Consider the following 14,060-nt stretch of genomic DNA (forward strand, 5'->3'; position numbering starts at 1 on the left):
GGCGCAAGGCCGGGTCTAGGCTTAAGCTCTCAAGGCAAAGGACGTTGCGTATGACCCTGACGATCGGCGAAGGCGAAATCCTCATCGGGCTGGCCCAAGGGAGCGTGGAGAGCGGACCGGTGACCCAGCGTCTCGATCGATCCAACCGTCACGGCGTGGTGGCGGGCGCGACGGGAACGGGCAAGACCGTCACCCTGCAGGTCATGGCCCAGGCCTTCTCGGACGCCGGCGTGCCGGTGTTCGCCGCCGACGTGAAGGGCGACCTCTCGGGCGTCGGCGCGATCGGGGTCCCCAACGACAAGATGCTGGCCCGCGCCGCGTCCATGGACCTGACCCTGACGCCGTCCGCCCCGCCGGTGGTGTTCTGGGACCTGTTCGGCCAGAAGGGCCACCCGATCCGCACCACCATCTCCGAGATGGGCCCGCTGCTGCTGTCGCGGCTGCTGGAACTGAACGACGTGCAGGAAGGCGTGCTGACCGTGGTCTTCCACGTCGCCGACCAGGACGGCCTGCTGCTGCTGGACCTGAAGGACCTGCAGGCGGCGCTGAAATATGTCGCCGATCACGCCGCCGAGATCGGCACCCAGTACGGCAACGTCGCCCCGGCCACGGTTGGCTCGATCCAGCGCAAGCTGCTGACCCTGCAGAGCCAGGGGGCCGAGAACTTCTTCGGCGAGCCTGCCCTGAAGCTGGCCGACCTGATGCGCACCGACGCCGCGGGTCGCGGCTACGTCAACCTGCTGGCGGCCGACCAGCTGATCCAGTCGCCCAAGCTCTATTCGACCTTCCTGCTGTGGCTGCTGTCGGAGCTGTTCGAGGAACTGCCCGAGGTCGGCGATCCCGAAAAGCCCAAGCTGGTGTTCTTCTTCGACGAGGCCCACCTGCTGTTCAACGACGCCGAAAAGCCGCTGCTGGAGAAGATCGAGCAGGTCGTGCGGCTGATCCGTTCCAAGGGCGTGGGCATCTATTTCGTCACCCAGAACCCGGCCGACATCCCCGACGCCGTCCTGGGCCAGTTGGGCGCGCGGGTGCAGCACGCCCTGCGGGCCTACACGCCGGCCGACCAGAAGGGCCTGAAGGCCGCCGCCCAGTCGTTCCGGGTCAATCCGGCCTTCGACACCGCCGAGACCATCCAGGCTCTGGGCGTCGGCGAGGCCCTGGTCTCGACCCTGGACGCCAAGGGCGCGCCCTGCGTCGTCCAGAAGACGTTGGTCCGGCCGCCCGCCTCGCGCCTGGGTCCCCTGACCCCCGAAGAGCGCGCGGCCCTAATCGCCAAGAGCCCGGTCGCCGGCCTCTACGACACCGCGCTGGATCGGGCCTCGGCCTACGAGACCCTGCAAGGACGCGCCGCCCAGGCCCAGCAGCAGGCCGACGCCGCCGCCGCCCAGGCCGAGGCCGAGCGCCAGCGCGTCGCCGCCGAGAAGGTGCGCGAACGGGAGGAGGCGCGGGAGACGCGCGCCGCGCCGCGTCCACGCGCGTCCAGCCGCCAGTCGATGGGCGAGGCCTTCGCCACCTCGCTGCTGCGGACGATCGCCAACCAGGCTGGCCGCGAGATCATGCGCGGCCTGATGGGCGGCATGAGTCGGAGACGCTAAATCAAAGGCAAAGCTTGCGGTGAACCGGGCCGACGCTTCGGATTCGCCTGAGAAAATCGAAGCCTGTCCGCGGGAAAGGGCGGCACTCAGCCGGAATTGCGCGAATTTGACGCATTTTTCCACGCCCTATGCGTGTGTATGCCTTGCGCTAGAGCTAATCTAGGCCTCTTATCGATGAGCGTACATGGCGGGCGGGGCAGAGACCCTGGATCAAGCTGGGCGCCGGAGGAAACGCAAATGAAGTTCGGTCCCTCGAACGTTCAAACGCACACTCCTTTTCTGCGCGCCACCCGGCCTGCGCCGCGTCGGTACAAGATCCGATGGCCGCTGATCCTCTGCGCCGGCTTCAGCCTGGCGGTTTGGGTGGCGGTGATCTTCGGCTTCGTCGTCATGGGCCGCTGAACCGACACGCATCTGTGGTCTCGAATTAGGCTCGCCCGCGCACGAGGTGGGTGAGACGGTCTTCCACCGATCAGGCGCGTTTGCGCTTTAAAGTCTTCCTGTCCGCCACGGCCACGGACGGCTTCGCCGCGGCTTCGCTCGCCAGCGTCCAGGCGGAAAGCGTGTCGACCGGGGCGGGACGACCGATCGCATAGCCCTGCAGCTCCGCGCAGTCCTCGCCCCGCAGGAAGTCGATCTGCTCCTGGGTCTCCACCCCCTCGGCGACGCAGGGGATATCCAGGCTCCGACCAAGGCCCAGCACGGCGCGGACGATCACCGTCGCGCGGTCGTGACGGTGGATGTTCTCGACGAAGCTCTTGTCGATCTTGATCTTGTCGAACGGGAACGACTGCAGGGTCGAGAGCGACGAGAAGCCGGTGCCGAAATCGTCCATGGCGATCCGCACGCCCAGGGCCTTCAGCCGGCGCAGGTTGTCGAGCGCCCGCTGGTAGTCCTTGAACAGGGCGCTCTCGGTGACTTCGAGCTCCAGCCGCCGGGGCGACAGGCCGGTCTGGACCAGCACCTCGTGCACCAGGGCCGGCAGGTTCGGCTGGTTCAATTGCAGCGGGGACAGGTTCACCGCGATGCGCAGCGGCCGTTCCCAGCCGACGGCGTCGGCGCAGGCCCGGCGCAGGACCCACTCGCCCAGCTGGGCGATCAGGCCGTTCTCCTCGGCGACCGGGATGAACTCCAGCGGCGGAACCATGCCGCGCGCCGGGTGGTTCCAGCGCACCAGGGCCTCGAAGCCGCAGACCTCGCCGTCTGACGCCCTGGCCAGCGGCTGGTAGTGGACGGTCAGTTCCTCGTCGGCGATCGCCTGGCGCAGCTCCCGCGCCATGGTCCGGCGCTCGCGGATCGACTCGTCCATCTCGCGCTTGAAGAAGCGATAGGCGCCGCGGCCGCCTTCCTTGGCGCGGTACAGCGCCATGTCCGCGTTGGCCAGCAGCGCCTCGGCCGTGCGGCCATCGTCGGGGAACAGCGAAACGCCCAGGCTGGCGCCCATGGCCAGCTCCCGGCCCTCGTACGTCGCCGGCGTCGACAAGGTCTCCAGCAGTCGGCCCGCCAGTTCGGCGGCGGCCGCGGGCTGGTCGCCGGCCGCCACCTGAACGACGATGAACTCGTCGCCGCCGAGACGCGCGGCGAAGGACGAACCGGTCAGGCTGTCCTGGAGCCGGCGGGCGGTCTCGACCAGCAGGGCGTCGCCGGCCAGGTGGCCGTGCAGATCGTTGGCTTCCTTGAAGTGGTCCAGGTCGATGCAGATCAACGACAGGCTCTCGCCCGAAGCCTCGACACGATCCAGGGCCGCGGCCAGGCGCGCCTGCAGCGAATTGCGGTTGGGCAGGCCGGTCAGGCCATCGTGCTCGGCCAGATAGCGGATCTTCTCTTCGGCCGAACGGCGCTCGCGCAGGTCGCGGACGGCCAGCACCGTCAGGCCCGAGGTTTCGGACCGGGCGCCGTCGTCCATCAGGCGCGAAAACACCTCGACCGGAATCGCGCGGTCGCCGTCGGCGGGCTGCAGCACGCCTTCGCGTCGCAGGCCCTCGCGGGTCGGGGCGTCGCTGTCGAGGGTCAGCAGGTCGGACAGCGGCGTGCGCAGCAGGGCGTCCAGCTCGGCGCCGGCCAGTTCGCAGAAGGCGGCGTTGGCGTCGTTGATACGGCCGTCCTGGACCACCACGATGCCTTCGTAGGCGGCGTTGGCCAGGCGGCGGATGCGGTCCAGGGCCGAGCGGCTGGTCGACGACTCGATGGCCACCGCGCCCAGCCCTCCCAGGATGATCATGCCGGTGATCGAGGTCACGGCCAGGGTCAGGACGCCGCCCGACAGCATCTGGTCGGGCACGTTGATCGACGGGTCGGGCACGATGGTGATCGCGCCCATGCCGATGAAGTGCAGGGCGCAGATCCCGAGCGTGAGGACCAGCCCGCCCCCCAATTGCTTGGACAGGCTGCGCGCGCGTCCAGCCAGTTGCAGCGCCCCCGCCGCGCCGACGACGCCGGCCAGCACGGAGAGGGCGATCGTCGCCTGCTCCCACTGCACGAAGCCTTGGGTCACGAAGGCGGACATGCCCGTATAGTGCATGGCGGCCACACCCATGCCCAGGATCAGGCCGCCGGCGAGGTCGTTGGTGCGCGTGCGCTGGGCCGAGGCGACGGCGAAGCCGCCGGCCATGAACAGCACCGAGATCATCAGCGACAGCAAGGTGCCCGACGGGCTGTAGCCGGTCTTCAGGCCGGGACTATAGGCGACCATGGCGATGAAGTGGGTGGCCCACACGCCCGAGCCGGACACCAGCCCGGTCAGCAGCAGCCACGCGGCCCGCACCACACCCTTGGCCCCGCGCATGCGGGAATAGAGGCGGAACGCCGTGAAGCATGCGGCGAAGCAGATCAGGCCGGCGACCACCACCAGTCGCAGATCATGCTCCGTCGTCAGGCAGGTCAAAACCTTCAGCAAGAGCAGGTCCCCCAGGGCGTCACCTGCAACCTGTAGCGGCCAAGATGCAAAAAAAGCGTTTCGCTCCGGACGTACGAAGAAGAGCGCGCCTCGCTATCGCGCCGAGCGTTTCGCGCCCTTGCTGGTCTCGATCTCGCTGCGCCAGAGTTCCACGCCCGAACCCGTCATGGCGGTCTGCAGCGCGGCGCGTTCGGCGCCTTCCAGGCGCACGGCGGTCAGCACGCCCGTGGCGTAGGCGCCCGTATCCAGGCCGATCCGGCGATGATCGGACTGGATGTCGTCGGTCGGCGTGTGGCCGTGAACGACGATCTTCTCGAAGGCCCGGCCGTCGTCCAGGAAGGTCTGCCGGATCCACATCATGTCGTGCCGGGACTGCTGGTCCAGCGGCACGCCGGGTCGCGCGCCAGCGTGCACGAAGAAGTAGTCGCCGACGCTGACGCTGAACCGCAGATCCCGAAGGAAGGCTCGGTGGCGATCACTGACGGCGGCGTTGAGCTCGGCCGACGCCGCGGCCCAGGCGTCCTTGTCGGCGCGATCGGTCGGCGCCGTCACGCCGTATGACCGGAGCGCCTCGCGCCCGCCGTAGTCGCACCAGGTCGGGCCGATGCCGGGATCCTCGATGAAGGCCGCCATGCGGTCTTCATGGTTGCCGCGCAGGAAGATGGTCTCGACCGGTCCGTCGTCGGCCAGGCGGCACAGCAGGTCGATCACGCCCTTGGACTCCGGGCCCCGGTCGACATAGTCGCCAAGAAAGATCAGCACCTTCCGGGTCTCGGCGCCGCGGTCGAAATCTTCAAGGACGGCGCTGAGCAGGGGGCGCAGAAGATCCAGCCGTCCATGCACGTCGCCGACCGTCCACACCAGCGTGCCGGGCGGCACGCTGGCGGTCGGGCCGGCGTTCGACGATTTCCGACGCCCTAACCAGTTACCGATCATCCCCCATCCAATCCGTCATGACCCCATCGAGACGCGCCCGCCCCGACAGGCGACCAGGCGCGCGGCGGGGCGAGACGTTGGTGCGGAGCAAGGGTAACGATCCAAAGTCAAAATGCTGAAGCCTAGAAATAACGCTCGCCGATCCGGATGGTGTCGCCGGGGGCGACCTTCGTCAGCGGCGTCAGCGGATAGGACTGTTCGGCCGGGTCCTCGGCGCGCTTGATGAAGACCACGCGCTTGTTGGCGCGATAGGTAAAGCCCTCGGCCGTGGCCACAGCGTTCAAAACGGTGAGATTGTTGGTATAGGGATATTCGCCGGGCTTGTTCACCTCGCCCAGGATGTAGAACGGGCGATAGTTCAGGACCTCGGCGCTGACGCGCGGCTCCTTGATATAGCCCTTGCGCAGCTCGTTGCCGATCTCTTGCTGGAATTGCGAAATCGTCAGGCCGGCCGCCTGCACCTCGCCGATCAACGGCAGCGAGACCTTGCCGCCGCCGCCGACCAGGAACTCGCCGGTGAGGGCTTCCTCGCCGAAGACATTGACCCGCACCTTGTCCGCCACGCCCAGCCGATATTCCGGCACCACCCGGATGACGGCGTCGGGGCTGGCCGCGGCCGAGGCGGTCGTGGCCGGGGCGGCGGGTGTCTGGGCGCAGGCGACGCCTCCGAAGGCCAGAACAAGGCTCATGGCGAAGAGACGCAAGAAGTGCCGCATTATCGAAATCCTCTTTCCGACCGTCGAAACCATAGCGGTGTGGCGATAGCTTGTTCAAAAGCAGACAGGCCCGACTTTAGCAAGGGGCTGGGCTGCACGGCCACGCGCGCGATATGAATTGCTCGCCGCCGCGAGTCCGCGATCATAATAGAGTAGCAATATTGCGCGACGCAGATGCCGGCGCATCGACCGACGAAGAGGCCAGGAATGGCGTGGATGACGCCCAGGACATTGAAAACGACCGCTATCGCCGTCCTGGCGATTGCGGCCGCGGGCGGCGCGGCGCTCACCACCGCGGGATTGGCGTGGCCGAACGCGATCAGCCCCGACCTTGCGCCCGTCCACGAGATGCGCGCGGATCAGGCGCTCCTGGCGCAGTATCCCCAGACCATCAAGGCCGACCGGGAAAGCCAGGCGGCGCTGGCGCAGGCGCCGACCGCGGCGAACGCTTGGCTGCGGCGCGCCTATGTGCGGCAGCTCGGGACCCGGACGCTGGACGCCCAGGCCCTCGACTATCTCGACAAATCCTACCAGGCCGCGCCGCTCGGTCCCGACGTCACGCGCTGGCGCCTGCGTTTCATTTTCGAACACTGGACCGAAATGACGCCCGCCTTGAGGATCCGGGCGGCGGGTGAAATGAGGAATTTCGCCCGCTATCACAGTGGCGGTCCCGACATTGTTCGCGCCATCCACAATCCAGCCGGGCGATGGGCGGCCGCTTTGGTCGAGCGCTCAGGTCACAACGATGCGCTGAGAGATCACGGCCTGCTCGCAAAAGCGGCAGAATAGTCGATTATTCTTCGTATTCTCTGCTTACTCGTGGATGTTGCGTTGGTTTTGAAGTTATAGTAAACGCCCAAGCCGTAGATTTACACGTTTTGCGGCAGTCGGGCTTACCGCTATCGAGAGGGGATTGGCGCCGCCTTTGCTGGTGGGCCGATGAGCCGCGAACTGAGCTTCGCGGTGAGGGGGATTTGGAATGAACAGAAACACATTCGTGGCCATCGCGATGCGTGCGATGGCGACCACCGCGGCGATGGGCCTCGCAGCTTCGCCGCTTATCGCCGTCGCCCAGGCGCCGACGCCGGATCCCGGCCCGCTGGCGTCGGCCCTGGCGATCGCGGCCCTGGCTGCGGAAGCCAGCGCCAAGTCGAAGGCGCTGCCGGCCGACGCGACCCAGGCGGTCATCGTGACGGCCCTGGAGCAGACCATCGCCACCAGCGGCGTCGAGCCGCTCACAGCCGTGGCCGCGCTGCAGCTTACCCAGACCAACATGCAGGCCGCGGGAACCCTGACCCCCGCGATCGCCGCCGCCCTCGCCGAGGTTCTGGCCAAGGTTCAAGCGGCCATAAAGGTGCAGGAAGGCCCCGGCGCGATCGGCCCCACGGGCGGTCCGCCGATCTCGGCTCCGGGCGCCACGGGCGGCGGCGGCGGTTCGGACTACCGTTCGGCCTAACGGCCGACAAAAAACTGATCGAAGGTGCAAAGTGACTGAACGAAACGAAGGGCTTGGCCGCATGCGGGCGACCGACATTAAAATGAACGCCGCCAAGGCCTGTTTCATTCTCGCCGTCGCGGCGAGCGCCTGCCCTACGATTTCGTTCGGCCAAGCGCTCGATTCGGCCCAGGCTCGCACCAGCGACCTGTTCGCCCGGGATCGCAGCGTCGCGGTCCTGGACCGTCCGCACCCTGAATATGAAGCGCTGGGCACCTCTATTGGCGCATTCGCGCTGTTTCCCCGCCTTCAGCTCGACAACGAATACAGCGACAATGTCTTCGCCGTCGAGACGGGGCCGGTCAGCGACTGGGCCTTCCATGCCCGCCCCTCGGCCACGCTCAATTCGAACTGGTCGCGGCATCAGCTGAACGCCTACGTCCGCGGCGACTTCATTCGCAACGAGAAGTACCACAGCGAAAACGCCAACAACTGGAGCATCGGCGGCACTGGTCGCGTCGATGTCCTGCGCGAGTTCAACATCGCGGCGGGCGCGGACTACATCAAGGCGATCGAGCCGCGCACCTCGTCCAACACGGCGGTATCGGCCCGCGACCCGATCAAGTACGACCAGGCCCAGGCCTACGCGTCGGCCACCCGGATCGTGGGCCGCACCAAGCTGATGACCCGCGCCGACATCCAATCCTATGACTACAAGGACGGTTTCGACCTGAACGGCGTCGTCATCGATCAGGACGCGCGCGACCGCGTCAACACCAGCCTGCAGGGCCGCGTGGACTACGCCGTCAGTCCGGCGACCGCGGTCTTCGTCGCGGCCACCGGCAACAAGCGCAACTACGATACCGCTTCGATCGCCACGCCGACGCGGGACTCGAAAGGCTATGAGTTGCTCACCGGCGTCAACTTCGAGCTGGGCGCCGTCGTCCGCGGCGAAGTGGCGGTCGGTTACATCAGCCAGTCGTTCGACAACGCCGCCTACGGTGACATCCACGGCTTCGGCTCGCGCACCCAGGTGGAATGGTTCCCGACCGAACTCACCACCGTCACGGCCACGGCGGCGCGGGGCATTGAAGACGCCGGCGTCGTCGGCGCGGGCGGCTATCTGTCCACCGACTTCGGCCTGAGCGTCGACCACGAACTGCTGCGCAACGTGATCCTGAGCGCCAGCGTGAAGCACGCCAACGACGATTACAACGGCATCGACCGCAAAGACAACCGGACCGAGTTCGCGCTCGGCGGCAACTATCTGGTCAATCGCAATCTGGGCCTCACCGTTCGCTATTATCGCACCAAGCAATCGTCCGACGGAACCAGCAGCGGCCCCAACTATACGGTCGATCGGGTCGCCCTTTCGCTGACGACCCAATTCTAGCCGATCCGCCATGGCCTCCCGGCAAGCGCGGCGTCGCCATCGGCGCCTCCTGGCTCCGCGCGCGCCCGCCTCGGCGGGGACACGGTGGCGGAGGCTGGCCCTGGCCGCGGCGCCCGCCGGGCTCTACCTGACCCATCTGGCGGCCGGAGCGAACCAGACCGCCATGGCCCAGGGCTTCTCCCTGGCGCTGGCCCTGGCGCTATGCGCGGCTCTGACCCGGCCGCGCGTCCGGAACGAACTGGCCGAGTTGGGCTTTGTCTGGCCTCTGTTGGGGCTATTTGCGACCGTCCTGGCCGTCGCTCTCTTGACGCTCTATCTCCCGGCCTCGCCGGCTTCCGCCCCCGTGTGGGCGCTGGCGGGCGCCCCCGGGGTCCTGACAATCAACCGATCGGCGACCTGGCTTGAAATCGTCAAGCTCTGCGGCCTGGCTAGCGTCTTCGCCGTGGGCTGCGTTCACGGCGCGCGTGGCGAACGGGCTCGTACGAGCATCGATTGGATCGTCCTGCTCGGCGGCGTCTACGCCGCCTTGTCGATCGCCTTCTTCCTGGCCGGCCTCCAGGTCAAGGGCCGGCTATCCGGCGGCTTCCTGAGCGCCAACAGCGGAGCGACCGTCTTCGGCATGCTGGCGGTGATCACCACCGCCTTCCTCCTCCGACAGCTGCGGCGGACGGCGCGGCTGGACCAAGGGGACCGGCTGCGCAAGCTGGCGACGCCGGCCGGAAGCCTCCTCTTCATCGCCACCTGCCTGGTGCTGACCGCCTCCCGCATGGGCCTGGCCGCGACGGGCGTGTCGATCCTTGTCCTGCTGGCGTGGGATCTCGCCTCCCAGCGCAAGATCCGCATCACCATTCGTCCGCGCGACCTCGCTCTGGCCGCGGCGGCGTTGGCGGTGGTCGGCGTCGCTTCGATTCCCATGTGGACCCGCGTGGACGAACTGGATTCCGACGCCACGATTCGCGGCCTGATCTTCTCCACCCACTGGAACGCCTTCCTTGCCTCGCCCGTGTTCGGACATGGGCTTGGATCGTTCAACGACGTCAACGGCCAGACTCTGACGACGGAGAACTATTCCGTTCTGTGGTCGATCCGCGCCGCTCACAACGTCTACATCCAGTGGCTGGAGGAAGCGGGCGTCGCCGGAGCCTTGCCGATGTTCGCCCTGGTGGCCGCGATCACGCTGATCTCCGCCCTCCATGTCTCGAAGATGCGCTCCGGCAAGACGCTGGCGCGGGGACTGGTGGCCTCCAGCGCGGTCGTGCTGCTTCATGGAACCACCGACTACGCGCTGCAGGTGCCCTCCATCGCCGCGTTCTGGGCCTTTCTGCTCGGCCTGCAGTTCGCGTTCACGCAATGGCGAAGCTAGCCTCGAAGTTGATAAGGCTTAACCATTGCCCGATAAGTTTGGTTTAATCTGACCTCTTGAGCGGCGCCTGCAAATCTCCGACAAGGTCTTGGATTTGGGAACGCGGCCAACGCCCGCCCGAGTGCGCTCCGAACGCGTCGGGCGTTGTGAGGTGGCAAAAAATTGATCGAGACCACAAGGACATATCAAAAACGACACGATACGCTTGTGTATGGGGTGGCCTTTCGGACATGTAGATCCGGCGACGTCGTCTCGGAAGTGTTGGTCTCGAAAGCCTTTTGATTTCACTCGCTCTGTCTTCGCGATTGCGCGTCAGAGTCGTGATCCGGACAGAAAATGCGACCTCCGAGCGGACGCAAAGGATATCGACCGAAGTCATGGCGTTGAGTCTGTTCAGGATTGGCGAACTGCATGCCAGATAGGTCGGGGGCGTTGCGCACTCTCCTGGTGGGCGGAGTGCCCACCACGCGCCTGACCCGCGCGGAACTCGCGGCCGTGATGCTGGAAGACAGCCGGGCGGCGCGGGCGGGCAAGAAGGGCTATCCACGCATAGTGGTCTCTTCGAACGGCGCGGTCATCGCGGACTTCCATCGTAGCCCCGAGTTTCGCGACCTGATCCTCGAGGCCGACATTGTCGACGCCGACGGCATGCCGTTGGTCATGGCCACGCAGTTGCTCTGCGCCGAACCGTTGAGGGAACGCGTGGCCACCACCGATTTCATCAACGACGCCGCGAATGTCGCCGCACGCGAAGGCCTGAAGTTCTATTTTCTCGGGGCCAAGCCCGGCGTCGCCGAAAAGGCCGCCGAACACTTTCGCGCGCTTTATCCGGAGCTGGAGATCGTCGGCGTCCGGAACGGCTACTTCACCCAGGAAGACGAGGCTGAGATCTGCGCGGAGGCCGTGGCCCTGAAGACCGATGTGATGTGGGTCGGGCTCGGCAGTCCGCTGCAGGAAGCCTTCGCCCACAGGAATCGCGAGCGCCTTTCGGGCATCGGCTGGATCCGGACCTGCGGCGGGATGTTCGACCACTATTCCGGCAAGTTCAAACGCGCGCCGCGTTGGATGCAGATCATCGGCCTGGAGTGGCTGCACCGGACGATCAACGAGCCCCTGCGTCTGGGCGGGCGGTATTTCAGAACCAACTTGCCGGCGCTCTTCTATCTGGCGACCCAGACCACTGATAGCGCGCCGGCCTTGACGGACGCCAAGACGCCGTGACCGCGAGGCCGATCGAAGACGCGTCTTCCGGGGCCCGCCGGATCGTGCTCCTGGTCTCGCATTCGACCTCCGGCGGCGCCCAGGAGATCTGGGCCAATCTGGCGGAGGGCCTGCGCGCGCGCGGCCACCAGGTCATGCTCGCGGCGCTTTACCCCGGCGACTCTCCCCCCCAGGAGCTCACGCCTCCGGCCACCTGGACCTACGCCGTGCTCGAGAGGCCCGCGTCGCTCGGCGCCAAGCTGGCCATGATCCGCGACCTGGCGCGCCTGTTCGACGGGTTCGAGGCCGACATCGTGTTCACGGCCCTGCCGGCCGCCAATGTCCTGGCGCCGGTCGCGGCCACCCTGGCCCGCCGCCGGGTTCGCGTGGTCACCTCCCACCATTCTCCGTCCGAGACCTACAATCGCGCCCTCAACCTCGTCGATGGCCTGACCGGCTCCCTTTCCAGCGTCGCTCACATCGTAGGGGTGTCCGAAGCGGTGCGGCGCACGCACCAGGGCAAGCCGGCTGCCTATCGCGGCAAGTTGACGACGATCAAGAACGCCCTGCCGCCCGATGTCGAGGCGCGGATCGCCCGCCTGGCCGAGGCGCGCCTGGGTCGGCGGACCGGGCGCCTGGTCGTCGCCATCGGCCGCCTGGCCGAGCAGAAGAACTATCCGGTCTTGATCCGCGCCGCCGTCCACATGCCGGACGTGGTCGTGCGCATCGTTGGCGACGGATCGGAAGGGCCCGCCCTCAAGGCGCTGGCGGCCGAACTCGGCGTGACCGACCGCGTGCAGTTCCTCGGCTTTCATCCCCGCACCGAGACGCTGGAGATCCTGGCCGGCGGCGACGTCTTCGTTCAGCCCAGCCTGTTCGAGGGCCATAGCCTGGCCCTGATCGAAGCCGCCAAGCTGGGCATGCCGTTGGTCGTCTCGGACGCACAGGTCCAGATCGAGGGCGTCACCGCGCCCGACGGCGCGCTTTGCGGCGTGGTCGTGGGCTTGCACGATGATCGTTCGCTGGCGCGCGAAATCCTGCGGCTGCTGGACGACCCCGTCCACTACGCCGCCGCCGTCTCACAAGCGACCGCCCTGGGCGCCGCGGCGACCTACGACGCCATGATTACGTCTTACGAACAGCTCATGGGCTGAGCATGGCCTGCATTCATCTAAACCCCAGCCGCAACAGGAGGGCGTGACATGACGGAAACCGGCGAGCATCGACGCAGGACAGGCCCCCGGCCGTTCCTGATTCCGACGGCCTATATCCTGTTCGTGCTGCTGACCCTGATGGTCGTCGCTCCGATCATCACCGCGGGCGGCCCGATGACCGGCAACGGGAACATGTTCCGGCAAGTCACCTACGCCATCCTCTTCGCCGCCACCCTGTGGGCGGTCGGCATTCTCCAGCAATGGCGAAAGCTGCTGATCGTGCCGATATCGCTGATGCTGGCGATCGGCTGGTGCTGGCTGAGCGTGACCTGGGCGATCGACCCAATGATCAGCTTTCGTCGCCTGCTGCTGACCACGATGATCATCTGGACGATCTTCCTGGTGATCGACGATTGCGGCTACGACCGGACGATCAAGGTTCTGATGATCTTCCTGACCGCCCTTCTGGTCGCCAACTATGTCGCGATCGCGGTTTCGCCGTCGGCCGTGCACAGCCTCGCCGACTCGATGGACGCGGGCCTGGTCGGCGATTGGCGCGGGCTGCTCCCGCAGAAGAACTTCACCGGCGCCATCTGCGCCATGACCATCCTGATCTTCACCTTCGGCGGCCAACGCATGTGGCCGGCGCTGCGGGTCGCCATCATCGTGGCGACCGCCTACTACCTGTTCCGCACCCAATCGAAGACCTCGATGGGCATGCTGGTCACCGCCCTGGTCTCGGGCGCGGTCGCCCTGCGGTTCAAGCCGAAATATCGGATCGCGCTGATCCCGATCCTGCTCATCGGCAGCATTTTCGCGATGCTGAGCTCAATGAAATGGTGGGATGAGATGCTTGGCCCGTTCCGACGCCAGGACGCCCTGACAGGGCGCGTGCAGATCTGGCCCCACCTTTTCAACTACGCCCAGGACCACCCGTTCACCGGTTCCGGCTACGGTTCGTTCTGGAACATCGGCGAAAACAGCCCCGTCTACCAATACACCAAGAACTGGGTCAGCGAGCTGGGCAACGGGCACAACGGCTATATCGACCTGCTGGTCCAGATCGGCCTGCCGGGCCTGGTCCTGGCGGTGATCGCCACGATCATCGCGCCAGCCGCGAGACTGCTGAGCAGTAGTGTCGCCGGGCGGTCCCAGTTGGCGATGCTGATCGCCATGCTGGTGTTCTGCGCGGGCCACAACATGACCGAATCCAGCCTGCTGGAGCGCGACACGATCATCGAGGTCTTCCTGATGTTCACCATCGCCCTGACCGGCGTGATCACGCGCCGATCATCCAAGCCGGCGCGGGCGCCGTCGCCGGAACGGCGCGAAGGATCGTCTTCGCGCCGCAGGTCGACGGCCCGCGCCTGAT

At 66.8% G+C, this 14,060-nt stretch carries 12 protein-coding genes; 9 read left to right on the forward strand and 3 right to left on the reverse strand.

Features of this window, described 5'->3' with window-relative positions:
• The first annotated feature begins 50 nt into the window (after positions 1-50).
• Positions 51-1,595 (forward strand): helicase HerA-like domain-containing protein, encoded by a 1,545-nt coding sequence (locus ACSQ2G_RS06385; protein ID WP_436029261.1) that lies wholly within the window; start codon positions 51-53, stop codon positions 1,593-1,595.
• A 237-nt stretch (positions 1,596-1,832) separates the two neighbouring features.
• Positions 1,833-1,997, forward strand: coding sequence for a hypothetical protein (locus ACSQ2G_RS06390; RefSeq protein ID WP_436029263.1), 165 nt, complete (start codon positions 1,833-1,835; stop codon positions 1,995-1,997).
• 70 nt (positions 1,998-2,067) lie between these two features.
• On the opposite strand, the gene ACSQ2G_RS06395 is transcribed toward ACSQ2G_RS06390, so the two are convergent.
• The 3 genes from ACSQ2G_RS06395 to ACSQ2G_RS06405 all read right to left on the reverse strand — a co-directional run bounded on the left by ACSQ2G_RS06395 (position 2,068) and on the right by ACSQ2G_RS06405 (position 6,143).
• Positions 2,068-4,491, reverse strand: a complete 2,424-nt coding sequence (locus ACSQ2G_RS06395) for an EAL domain-containing protein (protein WP_436029265.1) — start codon at positions 4,489-4,491, stop codon at positions 2,068-2,070.
• Between the two features lie 93 nt (positions 4,492-4,584).
• A complete protein-coding gene (locus tag ACSQ2G_RS06400) occupies positions 4,585-5,427 on the reverse strand; it encodes a metallophosphoesterase family protein (protein WP_436029267.1) in 843 nt (280 codons plus the stop codon).
• A 122-nt stretch (positions 5,428-5,549) separates the two neighbouring features.
• A complete protein-coding gene (locus ACSQ2G_RS06405) occupies positions 5,550-6,143 on the reverse strand; it encodes a polysaccharide biosynthesis/export family protein (RefSeq protein ID WP_436029268.1) in 594 nt (197 codons plus the stop codon).
• Positions 6,144-6,350: 207 nt separating this feature from the next.
• On the opposite strand from ACSQ2G_RS06405, the gene ACSQ2G_RS06410 reads away from it, so the two are divergent.
• From ACSQ2G_RS06410 to ACSQ2G_RS06440, 7 genes are all read left to right on the forward strand, one after another.
• Positions 6,351-6,932 carry a hypothetical protein gene (locus ACSQ2G_RS06410; protein WP_436029270.1) on the forward strand — a complete coding sequence of 194 codons (582 nt, stop codon included), beginning with the start codon at positions 6,351-6,353 and terminating at the stop codon, positions 6,930-6,932.
• Positions 6,933-7,122: 190 nt separating this feature from the next.
• A complete protein-coding gene (locus tag ACSQ2G_RS06415) occupies positions 7,123-7,599 on the forward strand; it encodes a hypothetical protein (RefSeq protein WP_436029272.1) in 477 nt (158 codons plus the stop codon).
• A gap of 31 nt (positions 7,600-7,630) precedes the next feature.
• Positions 7,631-8,971: an outer membrane beta-barrel protein gene (locus ACSQ2G_RS06420; RefSeq protein WP_436029274.1), complete on the forward strand. Its 1,341-nt coding sequence runs from the start codon at positions 7,631-7,633 to the stop codon at positions 8,969-8,971.
• 10 nt (positions 8,972-8,981) lie between these two features.
• Positions 8,982-10,334, forward strand: coding sequence for an O-antigen ligase family protein (locus ACSQ2G_RS06425; protein WP_436029276.1), 1,353 nt, complete (start codon positions 8,982-8,984; stop codon positions 10,332-10,334).
• Positions 10,335-10,790: 456 nt separating this feature from the next.
• Entirely contained in the window at positions 10,791-11,555 is a 765-nt protein-coding gene (locus ACSQ2G_RS06430) for a WecB/TagA/CpsF family glycosyltransferase (protein WP_436029278.1), read from the forward strand.
• The gene (locus ACSQ2G_RS06435; protein ID WP_436029279.1) at positions 11,552-12,688 is read left to right on the forward strand and encodes a glycosyltransferase family 4 protein; all 1,137 of its coding nucleotides are present in this window, start codon (positions 11,552-11,554) and stop codon (positions 12,686-12,688) included. The genes ACSQ2G_RS06430 and ACSQ2G_RS06435 overlap by 4 nt, the downstream gene beginning before the upstream one ends.
• Before the next feature lie 48 nt (positions 12,689-12,736).
• Positions 12,737-14,059, forward strand: coding sequence for an O-antigen ligase family protein (locus ACSQ2G_RS06440; RefSeq protein ID WP_436029281.1), 1,323 nt, complete (start codon positions 12,737-12,739; stop codon positions 14,057-14,059).
• The last annotated feature ends 1 nt before the right edge of the window (position 14,060 follow it).

This window comes from Caulobacter sp. LjRoot300 (assembly GCF_964253875.1).
Lineage (GTDB): Bacteria > Pseudomonadota > Alphaproteobacteria > Caulobacterales > Caulobacteraceae > Caulobacter.